This is a genomic window from Cupriavidus basilensis OR16, from assembly GCF_000243095.1.
Taxonomy (GTDB): Bacteria; Pseudomonadota; Gammaproteobacteria; order Burkholderiales; family Burkholderiaceae; genus Cupriavidus; species Cupriavidus basilensis_D.
On the sequence record NZ_AHJE01000084.1, the window covers coordinates 1 to 16,466 of the forward strand.

A 16,466-nucleotide genomic window follows, 5' to 3' on the forward strand; every position below is an offset into this window, starting at 1 on the left:
ATCGCCGCCGGGCTGCCGCCGCTGGCGGGCGCCATGGCCATCGCCATCGCGGGCCAGGGCACCGCGCTGTCGTCGGACTATGTGATCGGCGTGGCGCCGGGCATCAGCGCCAAGGCCGCCGGCGCTGCCGTCAGCGCCGCCATGGTGGCGGACCGCGCGCTGGTGCTGTCGCTGATTACCGGCGGCATCGCGCTGGCCATGGCGTACTTCTCGATCCGCTCCCAGATCCGTCCCGGCCCATGCCAGCCACCTGGACCGCTGGCAAGGCCGCACGCCCGGCGCCAGCGTGGCCAGCGCCCGAGCCGCGGGCAGCTTCGACAAAGCCGAACTGGCGCGCGGCACCGCGCACCACGAGCCGCTGGGCACCGATGCCAATATTGCGCGCAGCCTGTCGATGGTGGAACAGCGCCAGATCAAGTGGTCGAAGGTCTTCGCCGTGCTGACGCCGCTGGCCTTTGCCGCGGTGATTGCGCTGATGGTCGTGCCCAAGCTTGGCCTGGGCATGGCCGAGCTCAAGGGTGGCGAGGCCGCCGCCATGGTGGGCGGCATGGCGGCGCTGCTGATGATCTTGTGCACGCTAGCGGCCGAGGGCCCGCGCAAGATGCTGGATGTCAGTGCGGAGCACATCACCGACGGCTTCGTCTTCGCCTTCAAGGCCATGGGGGCGGCACACTGATTGCGTGGTCGTCGCTGGTCGCCATCACAGGCTTTGCGCGCGTGCCGGTGCTTGACGCGGTGCGGGCGCTGCTGATGCCCGTGCTGGCCGGGCTGGCGGTATCGACGTTGTGCGCGGTGGTGCTGTGGCGCTGAGTTACTGCCGCGCCATGCCATTGCATCAAACCCGATTGACCTGATTCTCTTGGAGCGCCACGCATGACAACCCCAGCTTCCGCCAGCCGTGCCAACCCCGCCGAAGGCGTGCGCGCGCCGCACTGCATGGTCGCCACCGGCCACCCGCTCGCGGCTGAGGCCGCGCTGCAGGTGCTGCGTGAAGGCGGCAGCGCCATTGACGCCGCGCTCGCGGCCGACGCCATCCTGGGCGTGGTTGAGCCGATGGCAACCGGCATCGGCGGCGACATGCTGGCCATGATCGTCGAGCCTGACGGCCACGCTGTCAGCTACAACGGCACGGGCCGCGCCCCCGCCGCGTTCCCCATGCATGCCCTGGCAGGCCTGCCCAAGCAGCGCATTCCCGAGCGCCACGCACTCTCGCTGACCACGCCCGGCGCGGTGCGCGGCTGGGAGGAGCTGCACCGCCGCTACGGCAGGCTGGCATGGCGGCGGTTGTTCGCGCCCGCGATCGCGCTGGCGCGCGACGGCTTTGCGGTAGCGCCGGTGGCGGCGCGCGAATGGGCGCTGTTCGACCGCGTGCTGCATCAGGACCCGGTCTGCGCCGCGCTCTATCGCGCTGGCCGCCCACCCGCGGCCGGCGAAGCCTTCAGCAACCCGGAGCTGGCCGCCACGCTGTCCGCCATCGCCGCCGAGGGTGCCGATGCGTACTACCTCGGCAAGCCCGCCCAGGCCGCGGAAATGGCGAGCCGCACCGCCGGCGGCGCGCTGGCCGCCGCCGATTTCGCCGCCCACCGGGGCGATTTCTGCACGCCCGTGTCCACGGATTTCCGCGGCCTGACCGTACTGGAATGCCCGCCCAATACGCACGGCGTGGCCATCCTGCACGCGCTGGATGAACTCGGCGAACTCGATCCCGCATGGCTGGCCGAGGACGATCCCGCGGCCGTGCTGCGCACGGTGCAGGCCATGGGCCGCGCCATGCAATACGACACGGTATGCACCGTGGTGGTGGACCGCGACGGCCTGGCGGTCACGCTGATGACCAGCATCTTCAAGCGCTTCGGCTCTGGCATCGCCGTGCCCGGCTGCGGCTTTGTGCTGCAGAACCGCGGCTTCGGCTTTGCCGGGCCAGGCCATATCAACAGCCCGGCTCCGGCCAAGCGCCCGTATCACACCGTGGTGCCAGGCGCAGCCCTGCGCGGCGGGCGCTTCCACGCGGGCTTCGGCGTGGTGGGCGGCCTGATGCAGCCGCAAGGCCAACTGCAGTTGCTGGTGCGGCTGGCGGCCTGGCAGCAACCCCTGCAAGCCGCGCTGGATGCGCCGCGCTGGCGGCTGGAATCCGACACCGCGCTGGCCATCGAAGCCGGCATGCCGCCGGCCATCGTGCGAGCCCTGCGCGATGCTGGCTACAGCGATCCCGCCGGCCTTGGCGAACTCGGCGGGCGCAGCGATTTCGGCGGCGCCCAGATCGTCATGCGCGATGCGTCCGGCGAACTGCTCGGCGCATCGGACAAGCGCAAGGACGGCATCGCGCTGGGCGAGTAAGCCCTGCAAGACCTCTGCACACGCCATCCCACCCCCTGGAGCCCCACCGGTGACCCTGAAGATCTACGGCATCCCCGCCTCGCGCGCCATCCGCCCCATCTGGGCGGCGGAAGAACTCGGCCTGCCTTACGAGAACCTCCCCCTGCACTACGCCTCGGACGCGGTCAAGGCGCCCGCCTACCTGGCGATCAACCCCAACGGCACGGTGCCCGCCATCGACGACGACGGCCTGGTTATCTACGAGTCGCTCGCCATCACGCTGCACCTGGCGCGCAAGCACGCGGGACTAGGGCTGTGGAACGGCACTGCGGAGCAAGATGCCCACATCCTGCAATGGACGCTATGGGCCGCCACCATGGTGGAACCACTCACCACCCAATGGACGCAGCACACCCGGCTACTGCCGGCCGAGCAGCGCAACCCGGCGCTGGCCGAGAGCGCGCTCGTGGCACTGGGCAAGCCGCTGGCGGTGCTGGATGCGCACTGCGCGCGCCACCCCTACCTGCTGGGCGAAGTCTTCACGGTAGCGGACCTGAACGTGGCATCGGTGCTGCACCGGCTGGCGGATCTGGACGCGGAGGCCTTCACCAGCCTGGGCGAATGGCACCGGCGCTGCGTGACGCGGCCGGCGGCGCTGCGGGCCTTTGCGATGCGGCAGAAAGCCGCTTAGGGAAGGGGTGGCAACGCGCATCATTCAAGCACGGCCAGCGATCCGCGCTCGCGGGCAAGGTCGGCATGCGTGCATATTGACGCCTCTCAAGAGAGTCGAACGCCCGCGTCCTGCCGCCCTAACCTGCCGGTCAGGACGCGACGGAGCGGGAACTGACTGCGCTTGCGGCACGGGTTCGCTCCGCGGGCAGGAGCACAAGCGTCATAGCCCGCCGGCAACCTGCACCCGCCGCCGCAGGCTGGAGGAAGCCCGCGCGCCCTCTCTGGCCAGCCAACCGATAAACACACTCAGCGCGCTTGCCGCTTCACGGTCCGTACGAAGCAGCATGTGGAACCCCTGGTCGCGCACCACCACGTCCGGGAACAGTTGGCACAAGCGGCCCGTGGCGAGGTCTTCGTCCACGAGTGCCAGCGAGCCGATTGCGATCCCGAGATCGGCGGTGGCGGCCTGCAGGCTGAGAAAGAAGTGCTCGTACAAGTGCCCGCCCAGCGGCGGTGGCGGCACCACGCCTGCCGCCGCCAGCCAGCGTGCCCATGCGTCGCGCCGGCTGCTCAGGTGCAATAGGGAGGCGCGCAGGCAATCCTCGGGCGCCGCCACCGGATGCAACGACAGGTAGCGGGGCGAGGCCAGCGGCGCCGAGACATCATCGAGAAAGCGGATGCATTCATGGCCGGCCCGTGACATCGGCGCCCGGCGAACAATCACGTCAAACGGCTCCCTCAGGTCATCAATGCCATCGCTCGCGGAAGTGGCTACGCGGACTTCGATGCGCGGGTTCTCGATCTGGAACGAGGACAGGCGCGGGATCAGCCAGCGCATTGCGATGGACGGTGTGGTGTTGACGCGCACGATGCGCTGCTCGCCGGTACGCGTGAACTGCTCGGCCGCGAGCGCGATGCGGTCCAGGCTTGCCTTGACCTCCGCGTAGAGTAGCTGCGCGGCCTCGGTCGGCTCGACACCGCGCGCGCTGCGCACAAACAAGGGACGGCCAAAATGGGTTTCCAGCAGGCGAATCTGCTGGCTGACTGCGCTATGCGTGATGTGCAGTTCTGCCGCCGCCAGCGTCAGGCTCCTGGCGCGGGCGGCGGCTTCGAAGACCTTCAACGCCTTCAACGGTGGGAGTTGTGCTGGCATGCTGTCAGTTGTGCTGGCATGCTGTCACTTTTTCTAATGGCTATGATTCTGCCCTGAATCCGTTGCCTCCCACAGTGGCGCCCGCCGATATTCAAATGTCCATCCTCGACGTATTTTCTAATAGTAAAGCCGCTGCCGGCTTAAGCCGCTGGTGAGCGAGTCTCTCCCGGCGCAGCGGACCGGTACCAGAAGCGAGAACAATGTGGTGCGCGTGCTGGCATTGGGCACCGCGCAAATCGTCGGCTGGGGCTCGTCGACTTACCTCCCCGCAGTGATCGCCACGCCCGTTTGCGAAGACCTTGGCATGTCACCGGAGATGTTCTTTGGGGCCTTCTCGCTCGCCCTGCTTGCCATGGCGTGCGCAGGGCCAGCCACCGGCCGGTACATCGACCGGCACGGTGGCAGGCGCGTCTTGCTATTGTCGAATTTCGTGCTTGCCGCCGGGCTGCTGATGCTGTCGCAGGCGGGCAGCATCATCGGGCTGTATGCAGCCTGGTGCGTCATGGGCCTGGGCATGGCGCTGGGGCTCTACGATGCTGTCTTCGCGGCGCTCGTTGCGCAGCACGCGAAGGCAGCCGGCCGCCTGATCGTAGGCGTGAGCCTGGTCGGCGGCTTCGCCAGCACCGTTGGCTGGCCGGCCTCGACCTGGGTCATCGAGCACTGGGGCTGGCGGACCTGCTGCCAGGCATGGGCCGTGGCCCATTTGCTGATTGCGTTGCCCGTGTATTGGCGCCTCGTCCCGCCTGGGCGCGCCATGCCTCAATCCACGCCTGCCGCACGCCCGCAGCCAAGCACGACGCCGCCGCCGGGCAGCCGCGCCCGTCAACTCGGGCTGCTCTGCATATTCTCCGGCGCTACCGCATTCGTGACATCGGCGATGGCTGTGCACCTCCCGGCACTGCTGCTGGCCAAGGGGGCGACATTCGGGCAGGCGGTGTTTGCCGGCGTCCTGCTCGGCCCTGCGCAGGTCGTCGCCCGGCTGGTGGAGTTCGGGCTGACCCAGCGCCTGAAGGTTCACCCCCTGACGACCGCGCGCTTTGCCACGGCATTGCATCCCGTGGCTTGCATTTCTCTCGGCTTGTTTGGCATGGCGTCTGGCCTGGGGCCGCTCTTTTCCGTCTTGCACGGCGCTGGAAACGGCATGATCTCGGTCGCGCGCGGCGTGCTGCCATTGGCGCTGTTCGGGGCAAGCGGGTATGGCGCTGTGACGGGAAGGCTTGCGGTATTCGGCAGGACGGCACAGGCGTTCGCGCCCATCGCCTTCGCCCTCGTCCTTGCGCAATATGGACCGGGTGCCGCCCTCTCCTTGTCCGGCGCGCTGTCGATGGTGGCGCTGCTGGCGCTGCTCCGGCTACGTGCGGGCAGCGGCTGACAAGGATCGGCCATGCAAGCCTTGCGCGCGTTGCCGAAGTCCTACAACGGAAACCGCTGCATGTAGTACGCCTGCCATTCATGCAGATGTTCCCATAGGATGTCCTCGCGCAGGCGCTTGCTGCCGCAGGCATCGGCGATGGCCAAGTGGAAGTTGTCGTCGAAATCGGCCCAGCGCACCAGCGCTTCGTTGTCGTCGGCACTGGCGGCGGCGCCGGCGTCCATGGCATCGGCGGCGTCCGACAGCGCCTTGAGCGTGACGCGGTCCAGTTGCGCGGCGGCGATGCGGGCTGCTTCGCTTTCCAGCAGCTTGCGCATATCGAACACCTCGCGGATATCCTCGCGCGAGAAGCGCGCCACCACCGGACGCCGGTTCGCCTCCTGGGTGACCAGCCCATCCTTGACCAGTTCGCGGATCGCCGTGTGCACCGGCGTGCGGCTGACGCCGAGCTCCTGCGCGAGCCGGATCTCGTTGACCACTTCCCCTGGCTTGAGCTGCCCACTGATGATGGCCGACAACATGGCCTGGTAGACCCGTTGTGACAGCGGCTGGTCGTCCTGGTCCTGCGGGAGTGCTGGCAATTCCTGTGACATCTCTGCGATAGACATTTCTGGCGTGAAGTAGGCCCGGTATTGCTGCCTTTGGCGGGCGGTTGGGCCGGGCTGGCGAAAGCATTATGCAGCAAAGGCCAAGCGCTGCGCATTTTTCACCAACTGAATGCCAATCCAAATAATTGCATGCATTTATACGTTTTGGCGTGTAATATTGCCTGCATACCGAGGTTTTGCGACGACGCATGTACGAAATATGCTTCAAGCGGCATATTTATCTTGTGACGCAGCAAGCCCACTCGCAGACCAGGCCGGGGCGGAGGAGACGCCGTTCCCCTTGCCATCCCCTTGATTCATTACGCGCAGACTCATGCCGAAAGCCGTGCTCCCTCCGAGGTTCGCAGCCGTGCACATCGTTGCCGACGACCTTTCCGGTGCGTGCGACAGCGTGGCGGCGTTCGCCGGCGACGGCAACGGCGAGGTGCGGATGCACGCGCAAGCCATGGGTGGCAGCGCCGCTGGCGTGGTGCCGCAAGGGCGGATCCAGGCGCTCGACGCCCACTCGCGGGCACGCCCCGCCGCAGAGGCTGCGCAGGTGTTCGCCCAGGCCTTTGCCGAAGGGTTCGGGCCGCTCGCGCCAGAAGGCGCGTCCGCGACGGACTGCCTGCATTTCCACAAACTCGATTCCACGCTGCGCGGCCATATCGGCGCCGAACTGATGGCGGCGCGCGACGCCGTAGGGGCCGCTGGCCCGATCTGGGTCTGCCCGGCCTTTCCGGCGCAGGGCCGCACGCTGCGCGCGGGCCAGGCCTTCCTGGATGGCAAGCCCCTGTCAGGCACGCCGCTGTGGTCCACGCTGGGCCTGGCCAGCGATCACCTGCCAACGCTGCTCCACTCGGCCGGCCTGCGGGTCGGCGCGCTGACGCTGCCGGACTTGCGGGCGCTGGCCAATGCCGATGCGGCTCCAAGCAAGCTGGATCACGCCTGCGATGTGTTGGTCTGCGACGCCGAAACCGACGACGACCTCGCGCTGCTGGCCGGGCTGATCGCATCCCGCCCCGGGCCCGTGCTGGCCGCGGGCTCCGCCGGGCTAGCGCGGCAACTTGCCGCCCACTTGGCGCCTGCTCAAGCCATCCTGGACACTGGCCACGCTGCCGCCGCTACGGCCCCGGCAACCACCGGCCGGTTGGCGGTGATCGGCAGCATGTCGGCGCTTGCCGCCGAACAGGTCCAGGCGCTGTCCGCCACCTGCCTGCCGGTGTCCTGCTGGTGTCCTGCTCGCCACGCATGCTGGTTGAAGGCAGCGCGTGTGCCACATGGCGCGCGCAGCGCCAGCGGGTCATCGCGGCGCTGGCACTCGGCCACGATGTGGTGATCCATGTCGAAGGCCCGGCCGATCCGGCGTTGGACGGCAGCACCTTGTGCGCGGCGCTGGCCCGCTTTGCCGCCCCGATGGCGCAGGCGGCGGCGGGGCTGGTGCTGTCCGGCGGCGAAAGCGCGCGCGCCGTGCTGGAGACGCTGGGCGTGAGCCGCCTTACCGACGTACGCGCGCTGGTGCCCGGCGTGACCAGCGCCCGCGCGCAGCTGCACAACGCCCCGGACCCCGCAGGCTTCGGCCACGGCAACAAGACGGTGCCGGTCTGCATCAAGGCCGGCGCCTTTGGCCAGCGCGACACGCTGCTGGCCTGCATGGCGCACCTGCGCCAGGCCACCGCGCCAGCGTCGCCTGCCGATGCCATGCGCGCCCGCCCGACCCATCCGCGGCAGGCCATGCCTGCCAACACCCGCCTCAGCGAGCCCCCCATGTATCGACCGAGAATTGCCATCACCATGGGTGACGCCGCTGGCGTCGGCCCCGAGATCATCGTCAAGTGCCTGGCCGACGGCACGCTCTATGCGCAATGCCGGCCCTTCGTGGTAGGCGACGCCGCGCGCCTGGAAGACGCCTGCCGTCGCACCGGCACTGCGCTGCGCATCGTGCGGGTGACGGACCCCGACGAAGCCACGTTCGAGCCCGGCACGCTCGCCTGCATCGACCTCGCGCTGATCCCGGCAGACACGCCATACGGCAAGGTCTGCGCCGTCTGCGGCGATGCCGCGTACCGCTATATCGTGCGCGCCGTCGAGTTCGTGCAGGCCGGCAAGGTCGATGCGATCTGCACCGCGCCGCTGAACAAGGAAGCCCTGCACCTGGGCGGCCACCGCTATCCCGGCCACACCGAAATGCTGGCCGCGCTCACCGGTACCGAGGAGGTCTCGATGATGCTGCTGGCGCCGAACCTGCGCGTGATCCATGTCACCACGCACATCGGCATCCTGGATGCGGTGGAGAAGATCAACGTTGGCCTGGTCGAGCGCACCATCGCGCGCGGCGTGCAGGCCTTGCAAAAGAGCGGCATCGCCCAGCCCCGCGTGGCGGTGTGCGGCATCAACCCGCACGCGGGTGAAAACGGCTTGTTCGGGCGCGGCGAGGAAGCCCAGAAGATCGCCCCCGCCGTGGCTGCCTGCCGTGCGCGCGGCTGGCTGGTGGATGGCCCGCTACCGGCCGATACGCTCTTCTACCGCGCCACCCGTGGCGACTTCGATCTGGTAGTGGCGATGTATCACGACCAGGGCCACGGACCGGTCAAGGTGCTGGGGCTCGAAGCCGGCGTCAACGTCACCATCGGCCTGCCGGCGGTGCGTACCTCGGTGGACCACGGCACCGCGTTCGATATTGCCGGCAAGGGCGTGGCCGATCCGCGCAGCATGACCGAAGCCATGCTGCAGGCGATTGCGATGGCGCCAAAGCCGCCGCAAACAGCCTGAAAAAACCCAAAACAACAAAGGAGACAACCATGCTGCGCAAATGGATCACCCTGCTGGCAGCCGCGTCGCTCACCGCGCTGGCGCTGCCGGCCAGCGCCGACGGCCCAGGGCCATGGCCGCAGCGCCCGGTGCGCGTGGTGGTGCCCTATGCGCCGGGCGGCGCCTCCGACGTGCTGGCCCGCCTGCTTGGCAGCAAGCTGCAGAAGGTCTGGAAACAGCCCGTGGTGGTGGAAAACCGCACCGGTGCGGGCGGCAATATCGGCACGCGTAGACTAACAAGGGCGGCGCGCAGGCCAATGTGGATGTGATGGGCGGCCAGGCCGACCTGATGTTCAACAGCATGGTGGCCAGCGCCCCCTACGTGCGCGGCGGCAAGCTGCGCGTGCTGGCCTTCACCAGCCGCGAGCGCAATCCCGAGTGGCCCAACGTGCCAACGGTGGCGGAGGCTGTGCCGGGCTTTAGCGCCGGCGGCTGGCAGGGCATGCTCGCGCCCGCCGGCACTCCGCCCGAGGTGATCCGCAAGATCAATGCCGATGTGGTGCGCATCCTGCAGCAGCCCGAGATCCGCCAGCGCCTGGCGCAGCTCGGCGCGGAGCCCGTTGGCAATACGCCCGAAGCCACGCAGGCCTTTGTCCGCGAAGAGAAAACGCGCTGGGCCGACCTGATCCGCGAGAGCGGCCTGAAGCTGGACATGTAGGCACGCTCCGCACGCCAGCACACGGCCGCACCGTCAACAACCGAACCCCCGGAGACTTCCCATGCAACTTCCCGTCAACGCTTTCAAGCAAGCTATCCTCGCCGACCAGCCGCAGATTGGCCTGTGGTGTTCGCTGTCTTCCTACCAGGTGGTGGAACTGGTGGCACGCTCGCAGTTCGACTGGCTGCTGCTCGACATGGAGCATGCCCCCAACGACATCTCCACCCTGCACACGCAACTGATGGCCACCGAACCCTGGAACGACATGCTGTGGATCAAGCGCTGCCTGGATATCGGCGCGCAATCGCTGCTGCTGCCCTATGTGCAGAACGCCGAGGAAGCTGCCAATGCCGTGGCGTGGAGCCGTTTTCCCAAGGGCGGCATGCGCGGCGTGGCCAGCGGCACGCGCGCCGGCGGCTTCGGCCGCATCAAGGATTTCCTGCATGACGTGCAGGAGCAGACCTGCGTGCTGGTGCAGCTCGAATCGATGGAAGCCATCCGCAACGTCGACGCGATCTGCGCGCTCGACGGTGTGGACGGCGTGTTTATCGGCCCGAGCGATCTTTCCGCCGACATGAACCACCTGGGTGATATCCAGCATCCCGAGGTGCAGGAAACCATTGCCGCCGCGATCCGCCGCATCCGCGCCAACGGCAAGGCCGCTGGCATTCTCACTACCGAAGCACAGGGCCAGCAGTACATCGACATGGGCGCGCGCTTTGTCGCGGTGGGCACCGACATGACCCTGCTGCGCCTGGCCACCGACGCGCTGGCGGCGCGCTTCAAGCAGCCGCAATAAGCCTCGACTAGCCGCAACATACCGCAACATACCGCAACAAGCCGCAATAAGCCGCCGCTACAGGCCCGCGCAGCGTTTATTTCTCTCCTGGAAGATTCGAGATGCCTGACTTCAAGATGCAATACCGGCGCCTGGGCGCCAGCAACCTGCAGGTTTCCGCCCTGTGCCTGGGCACCATGATGTTTGGCGACCAGACCGATGAGGCCGAGGCCGGCCGCATCGTCGGCAGCGCCCGCGCGCATGGCGTCAATTTCATCGATACCGCCGACATGTACAGCCTGGGCGGGTCGGAGACGATGGTGGGCAAGCTGCTGGCTGGCGATCGCCATGACTGGATCCTGGCCAGCAAGCTGGGCAACCCGATGCAGGCCGCCCCCAACCACTCGCACTACTCGCGCGTATGGATCCTGCGCGCGGTGGAAGACAGCCTGCGCCGCCTGGCCACGGACTATCTCGACATCCTCTACCTGCACCGCGACTACGCCGGCGAGAACCTCGAGGAAGCCGTGCGCGCCATGGGCGACCTGATCCGCGCCGGCAAGATCCGCTACTGGGCCGTGTCGAACTTCCGCGGCTGGCGCATCGCGGAAATCGCGCGCCTGTGCGACGTGCTCAACGTGCCCCGCCCGGCGGTCTGCCAGCCTTACTACAACCTGCTCAACCGCATGCCCGAAGTGGAGATCCTGCCGGCCTGCCAGCATTTCGGCCTGGGCGTGGTGTCGTACAGCCCGATCGCGCGCGGCGTGCTGACCGGCAAGTACCTGCCAGGCCAGCAACCGCCGCAGGACTCGCGCGCCGGGCGCGCGGACCGCCGCATGATGGAAACCGAATTCCGCGAGGAGTCGCTGGTGATAGCGCAGACGCTGAAGCAGCACGCGCAGGCCCGCGAGCTCAAGCTGGGCCAGTTCGCCACGGCCTGGGTGCTCGCCAACCCCATCATCAGCTCGGTGATTGCCGGGCCACGCACACGCTCCCAGTTCGAGGATTACTTCGGCGCCGTGGGCGCGGTGATCTCGCCGGAAGAAGAAGCCATGGTCGACGCCCTGGTACGCCCCGGACACGCGTCCACGCCGGGCTACAGCGATCCCAGCTATCCGCTCACGGGGCGGCCGGTGGCGGTCGCGCAAGGCTGAGCCGATCAGGCACTGGCCAAAGCACTCAGACAGATATAACCCACCCCGGCAACGGGGGAGGAGACAAGATGATCGCGAAACGACTTCCCGGGCTGGCGCTAGCCGCGCTGACCATGGCCGCCACCGCCCTCGCCACGGCGCCAACCGCCGCCCGCGCCGATGACTACCCCAGCCGCCCGATCAAGCTGATCGTGCCCTTCCCGCCCGGCGGCGGCAACGACAATGTGGCACGCCCCATCGCCCAGAAGCTATCGGACGCGCTCGGCCAGCAGGTCATCATCGACAACCGCCCCGGCGCCGGCACCATGATCGGCGCGGAGGCCGCGGCCCATTCCGCGCCGGATGGCTATACGCTGTTCCTGGGCTCGATTGCCTCGCACGCCATCAGCCCCAACCTGTATGCGCGGGTGCCCTACGATCCGATCAAGGATTTCGAGCCGGTGTCGTTGCTGGCGTCGGCGCCGACCTTGCTGGTGGTCAACACGCACACGCCCTACAAGAACCTCAAGGATGTGCTGGTTGCCGCCAAGGCCAACCCAGGCAAGCTGACCTACGGCTCCGCCGGCAGCGGCACGCCGCCGCACCTGTCCGGCGAGATCTTTCGCGGCCAGGCCGGGATCGACCTGCTCCATGTGCCCTACAAGGGAGGCTCGGGGCTATTGCCGGATGTGATGGCCGGCCGGGTCGACATGATCTTCGACACCGCGGCATCCTCCATGCCCCATGTACGCAGCGGCAACCTGCGCGCCATCGCCATTGCCCGCGCCACTCGCCAGCCGGACCTGCCGGATGTGCCGACCTTTGCCGAACAGGGCTTTCCCAAGTTCCAGACGTCCGGCTGGTACGGCATCCTGGTACCCGCCAAGACGCCCAAGCCAGTAATCGACAAACTCTATGCCGCGTTGCAAAAGGCCATGGTGCAGCCGGAGGTGACCAGCCGGCTGAAGACACTCGGGGTGGACCCCATCGTCAGTACCCCGCAGGAGTTCGGCACTTTCATCCGCGCGGAGCTGGATAAATACAAGCAGGTGATCCGCCAGGCGGATATCAAGGAATAACGCAGCCAGAGAACAAGACCGGGGACAAGCCGGCGAAGGCTGCCTAAGCGGCAGCCTTTTGCACGTCCTTGGGTTCTTTCGTGCGTCCTTCCTTGCGCTCCTCCTTGTGTTGCTCTTTGTGTTGCTCCTTACGCACTTCCTTGCGTTCTTCCTTGCGCCGCCCATACCAGCCGCCGATCACCAGCAGCAGCGCCACCGCCACGATGTCGCCGCCCAGCGCGATCGGCCGCGACGGCCGGCCGCCGGCAATGCCGTAGGTAAAGCCCTCGATCACCACCGACACCACCGCGCCAAAGACAAAGCAGAACAGGCTATGACGGCCGATCTGCACCACTGGCCCCATCACCGACGCCAGCCGGGCCATCCAGCCAGCGCGCACGGCCAGGTAGCATAGCCACGCCAGCCCGAGGAAGCTCACGATGCGCAGCGCCGCCAGGCTCCTCTTGGGCAGCGGGAAGACCATGGTCGGCAGCCAGGCGGGCAACCACGGCTCGTACACATGCGGACGCATCCACAAATAGGCCAGCAGCACGCCAGCCAGCGTCACCGCCACGGCGAGCACCGTCACCACCCAGCGCACCAGCGCCTGGCGCGGCAGGATCACATCGGGCCGCAGGCGCGCCATCAGGCCCAGCCCAAACAGCAATTGCCACGCGAAGGGATTGAAGCTCCAGCCGTTGCCATCGCTGCTGGGCAGCAGCGGCGTGAGCATCGGCGCCATCAGCCACAGCAGCGCGCTGGCGCCGACAAACGTTAGCGGCATCGCGCGCGCCATGCGGATCGCCAGCGGCGCAAACAGGATGAAGACCGCGTACATCGGCAGCACGTCCGAGACAAAAGGCTGCCGCGCCACGCTGAACACCTCGATCAGCGTGCTGAACGGATGCGCCATGAAGATGGGTGCCTCGGTGGACCGGATCGCCGGCGCCGGCACCTTGGCCAACGCCAGCAGCAGGCCGAACACCAGCATCAGCACGCCGGTCAGCACGAATGCCTTGTAGATCTCCCAGCTGCGGCGGATCAGGCGGTTCTGCGCGGCACTGGCGCCGTGCCGGGCCTCCATGGCCACGTAGGCCGCGCCGGCGGAGTAGCCGGCCAGGAACACGAAGATCTCCGCCGCGTCGAAGAACGCGAAATTGCGGATGGTGTAATCGGCCAGCACGCTGCCGTTCACATGGTCGACCACGATGAAGATCAGCGCGATGCCGCGAATCAGGTCAACCTCGGTTCTGCGCTGGGTTTCGGTTGTAGACAACAAAAGCAACTCCTGCAATACCTGGCAATCCGGGCGCTCCGACAAAGCACCCGGATGTCTCCGAGGCCACTCATGAATGGCCTCTGCAATATTCAATGTGTGCAAATCCGCACCCCGGGCCGGCAATCTGGCGCCCCGCAAGCTGCCGGCGCACCTTGGCTTTGTCCCGGATTTCCTGAAAAAGTGCGATGGGGTACGCTCGCGGGCCGACAACGGCAAAACGCCCGGCTGCGCGACGCCCGGGCGTGATGATACGGCATACTGGGGATTACCCTAGGTGAGGTCGCCAGGGATCGGGAAGAAAACTGCACGCGGGCCCCGCTGCAAGGCACCGGCCAGCGAATCCCGGGCACCGGCTTGATGCTGGGCGCCGGCGTCCAAGCCCCCTGCCGCGGCGTGCGCGCGCGGCAGGATGGCATTGCCAAGGCCTATTGTGCGGTGGCGGGTGCGGATACAGCGGCGCTCGTGGCCGTTGTCATCTGCTCCATGAACAAAGCCGCGCGCAGTTTCGAGGTCGCCGCCCGTGTGCTCGCGTCCACCGACTTCATCAGGTTGCTATATTCCGGCGCGTCATCCCATTCGCCGGTCACTGGCGTGTTGGCCTTCACCGGCTCGTACCATTGCAGCCGATTGGTATGCAGATCGATCAACTGCCCCACCAGCGACACATAGCCCTCGGGCGCCCCCAGCGGCATGAAACCATAGTAGCTGCGCGACGTGCCCAGCCAGCGCGGCGCCACCAGCAGCAGCCGGTCCGCGCCATACTGCTTAGCCAAAGGCCGGTAGTCCATCTCCGCAATACCATCGCCGGAGCCTTCCGTAAACTTCTTCAACTGCTCCGTATCCACGGGAGCCGCCACCAGCACGACCTTGACCTGGCGGGACTCCAGCCCCTTTGCCAGTTCCTGCGGCAGCCCGCTTACCAACGAAAAGTCTTGCCGCTGCAAACGCTCCACGATTGCCTGTGCATTGGCCTTGTTGATGGCGTAGTCAAGGATCCCCTGCGCCCCGATCATGCTCTGGTTCGGCTCGGGCAGTTTTTGCACTGCCACCGCGACCGTGCTTGTCCGATCATCAAAGAGCTTCGCGGAAGCAGGAATCGGCTTCTGCACGACTGCACAACCAGCCAACGAACACAACGCCAGGAACAGCCCGGCAAGACGGATACGACCCATGATTCTCCTGTTTTATCAAAGCCACAACTTACGGGGTTGGTGACAAGGCGCCAAGCCAATGCACCACGCCGCCGGTCCGGCGGACCGTAGCGGCAAGCCGGCCATGCCTGCGTTTCCAACGGCTTTTCAGAAACGCACACTGCCGGCCCCGGGAAGCGATAAGCACGCCATTGCCCCGCTTGGATAACGGCGGCAAACCGCCGTCCCAGTACCCCACGGAAGTCTGGCTTGACGGCTTGCTCTCTCGATCGCTCTTGCGGCTCAGTTGGGAAGCATGGCGCCTACCCCTGCCTGCATTCAAAAAATGGAGATGGATTTAATGACCGGATGAATAAGATTATTCTTAATAACACCCCATGAAATGGATGTATTTTTCGAATGAATTCATTGGTTAAACAGATATCCGGACTTGCAAGTCCGGCTATCTCGGTCGCCTACGGATGCGTGTGAACGCAAGCGACCGCACTCACCCAATCACCTCCCCCGCCAGCTCCGTCTCCAGCCAGGCCCGGAACCGCTCCACGCCGGGCCGCACCACGCTGGACGTCACGATCTGATAGGTCAGCCCGTCAGCGACATGCTCCGGCAGCACCACCTGCAACTGCCCGCTCTTGAGCATCGGCAACACCATCGGCGTACGCCCTATCGCGATGCCCGCCTGTTGCGCGGCGGCATTCAGGACGTGCGCGTACTGCGAGAAGTACAGACATGCCTGCTTGGATGAGCGCATCAGCCCGAGGCGCTGATACCACTGTGTCCATGACATCCAGTCAAAGCGGGCGCCGGGGTCATGGAACACCAGCAGCGGCGTATCGAGTATCTGGCGGGCCTCGCCGATGCGCGCGGCCACGGCCGGTGCGGCGACCAGCATCAGGCGCTCTTGCAGCAGCGGGCGGGGACCGTTGGCGTCGACGGATTGCGTGCTGAGCCGGATGGCGAGATCGATGCCTTCGCGCTCCAGGTTGACCATGGGCTCGGAAGCGTCGATGCGCACGTCGATGCCAGGCTCGGCAGCCTGGAAGCGGACGAGCTTGGGCACCAGCCAGAGCGAGGCGAAGGACGGCGTGGTGGTGACGGCGATGGAGATCCGGTCCACGGCTAGCAGGCGGTCGATGGCGGCGCCGAGCTGGCCGATCGACAGGCGCGCCGCCTCGTAGAGCTGGCGGCCTTCCGGCGTCAGGCTCAGGCCTTTGCCGCCGCGCAGGAAGAGCGCGGCGCCGATCACGTCTTCCAGGCTCTTGACCTGTTTGCTCACGGCGGACTGCGTAATGCAGAGTTCTTCAGCGGCGGCGGTGAAGCTGAGATGGCGCGCGGCGGATTCGAAGCCGCGCAGGGCTTCGAGCGACATGGCGCGCAGCGCATTGGTGGAGGCTCGGCTCAGGATCGACATGACGGCCAGGCATACCCTTCATGAAAAGGCTTCCGGGCGGCGCTGGCGTTTCCCCGCAAGAATGCAAGCACCGTTGCAGAGATTGGC

Annotated in this window: 15 protein-coding genes and 1 pseudogene; 11 read left to right on the forward strand and 5 right to left on the reverse strand. The window is 67.0% G+C overall.

Going from position 1 to position 16,466, the window contains the following annotated elements; all coding sequences use genetic code 11:
* From OR16_RS41870 to OR16_RS27490, 3 genes and pseudogenes are all read left to right on the forward strand, one after another.
* Positions 1-810, forward strand: a pseudogene (locus tag OR16_RS41870) (hypothetical protein); the annotation flags it as partial.
* A gap of 63 nt (positions 811-873) precedes the next feature.
* Positions 874-2,337: a gamma-glutamyltransferase family protein gene (locus OR16_RS27485; protein WP_006161631.1), complete on the forward strand. Its 1,464-nt coding sequence runs from the start codon at positions 874-876 to the stop codon at positions 2,335-2,337.
* A gap of 49 nt (positions 2,338-2,386) precedes the next feature.
* Complete coding sequence (locus tag OR16_RS27490; RefSeq protein WP_006161632.1) at positions 2,387-3,007, forward strand: glutathione S-transferase family protein; 621 nt, start codon at positions 2,387-2,389, stop codon at positions 3,005-3,007.
* Between the two features lie 201 nt (positions 3,008-3,208).
* On the opposite strand, the gene OR16_RS27495 is transcribed toward OR16_RS27490, so the two are convergent.
* Entirely contained in the window at positions 3,209-4,141 is a 933-nt protein-coding gene (locus tag OR16_RS27495) for a LysR substrate-binding domain-containing protein (RefSeq protein WP_043421362.1), read from the reverse strand.
* A gap of 151 nt (positions 4,142-4,292) precedes the next feature.
* Here OR16_RS27495 and OR16_RS27500 point away from each other — a divergent pair, with 151 nt between their 5' ends.
* Positions 4,293-5,513: an MFS transporter gene (locus OR16_RS27500; protein ID WP_237717250.1), complete on the forward strand. Its 1,221-nt coding sequence runs from the start codon at positions 4,293-4,295 to the stop codon at positions 5,511-5,513.
* Between the two features lie 41 nt (positions 5,514-5,554).
* Here OR16_RS27500 and OR16_RS40075 read toward each other — a convergent pair whose 3' ends face one another.
* Positions 5,555-6,121, reverse strand: coding sequence for a GntR family transcriptional regulator (locus OR16_RS40075; protein WP_081488900.1), 567 nt, complete (start codon positions 6,119-6,121; stop codon positions 5,555-5,557).
* A gap of 349 nt (positions 6,122-6,470) precedes the next feature.
* On the opposite strand from OR16_RS40075, the gene OR16_RS27510 reads away from it, so the two are divergent.
* From OR16_RS27510 to OR16_RS27540, 7 genes are all read left to right on the forward strand, one after another.
* The gene (locus OR16_RS27510; RefSeq protein WP_158001392.1) at positions 6,471-7,439 is read left to right on the forward strand and encodes a four-carbon acid sugar kinase family protein; all 969 of its coding nucleotides are present in this window, start codon (positions 6,471-6,473) and stop codon (positions 7,437-7,439) included.
* On the forward strand, positions 7,334-8,872 hold the full coding sequence (gene pdxA / locus OR16_RS27515) for a 4-hydroxythreonine-4-phosphate dehydrogenase PdxA (RefSeq protein ID WP_237717251.1): 1,539 nt from the start codon (positions 7,334-7,336) through the stop codon (positions 8,870-8,872). Before OR16_RS27510 ends, pdxA begins: the two co-directional genes overlap by 106 nt.
* A 29-nt stretch (positions 8,873-8,901) precedes the next feature.
* Positions 8,902-9,180 (forward strand): tripartite tricarboxylate transporter substrate-binding protein, encoded by a 279-nt coding sequence (locus tag OR16_RS27520; RefSeq protein WP_006161638.1) that lies wholly within the window; start codon positions 8,902-8,904, stop codon positions 9,178-9,180.
* On the forward strand, positions 9,180-9,569 hold the full coding sequence (locus tag OR16_RS27525) for a Bug family tripartite tricarboxylate transporter substrate binding protein (RefSeq protein ID WP_006161639.1): 390 nt from the start codon (positions 9,180-9,182) through the stop codon (positions 9,567-9,569). Before OR16_RS27520 ends, OR16_RS27525 begins: the two co-directional genes overlap by 1 nt.
* Positions 9,570-9,630: 61 nt before the next feature.
* Complete coding sequence (locus OR16_RS27530; protein ID WP_006161640.1) at positions 9,631-10,368, forward strand: HpcH/HpaI aldolase family protein; 738 nt, start codon at positions 9,631-9,633, stop codon at positions 10,366-10,368.
* Positions 10,369-10,469: 101 nt separating this feature from the next.
* Positions 10,470-11,501, forward strand: coding sequence for an aldo/keto reductase (locus OR16_RS27535; protein ID WP_006161641.1), 1,032 nt, complete (start codon positions 10,470-10,472; stop codon positions 11,499-11,501).
* Between the two features lie 68 nt (positions 11,502-11,569).
* On the forward strand, positions 11,570-12,559 hold the full coding sequence (locus tag OR16_RS27540) for a Bug family tripartite tricarboxylate transporter substrate binding protein (protein ID WP_006161642.1): 990 nt from the start codon (positions 11,570-11,572) through the stop codon (positions 12,557-12,559).
* A gap of 43 nt (positions 12,560-12,602) precedes the next feature.
* Here OR16_RS27540 and OR16_RS27545 read toward each other — a convergent pair whose 3' ends face one another.
* The 3 genes from OR16_RS27545 to OR16_RS27555 all read right to left on the reverse strand — a co-directional run bounded on the left by OR16_RS27545 (position 12,603) and on the right by OR16_RS27555 (position 16,379).
* Positions 12,603-13,814 (reverse strand): OpgC domain-containing protein, encoded by a 1,212-nt coding sequence (locus OR16_RS27545; RefSeq protein ID WP_237717252.1) that lies wholly within the window; start codon positions 13,812-13,814, stop codon positions 12,603-12,605.
* A 428-nt stretch (positions 13,815-14,242) separates the two neighbouring features.
* Positions 14,243-14,989, reverse strand: a complete 747-nt coding sequence (locus OR16_RS27550) for a hypothetical protein (protein WP_141639922.1) — start codon at positions 14,987-14,989, stop codon at positions 14,243-14,245.
* A 466-nt stretch (positions 14,990-15,455) separates the two neighbouring features.
* On the reverse strand, positions 15,456-16,379 hold the full coding sequence (locus OR16_RS27555) for a LysR substrate-binding domain-containing protein (RefSeq protein WP_006161645.1): 924 nt from the start codon (positions 16,377-16,379) through the stop codon (positions 15,456-15,458).
* Positions 16,380-16,466 lie beyond the last annotated feature (87 nt).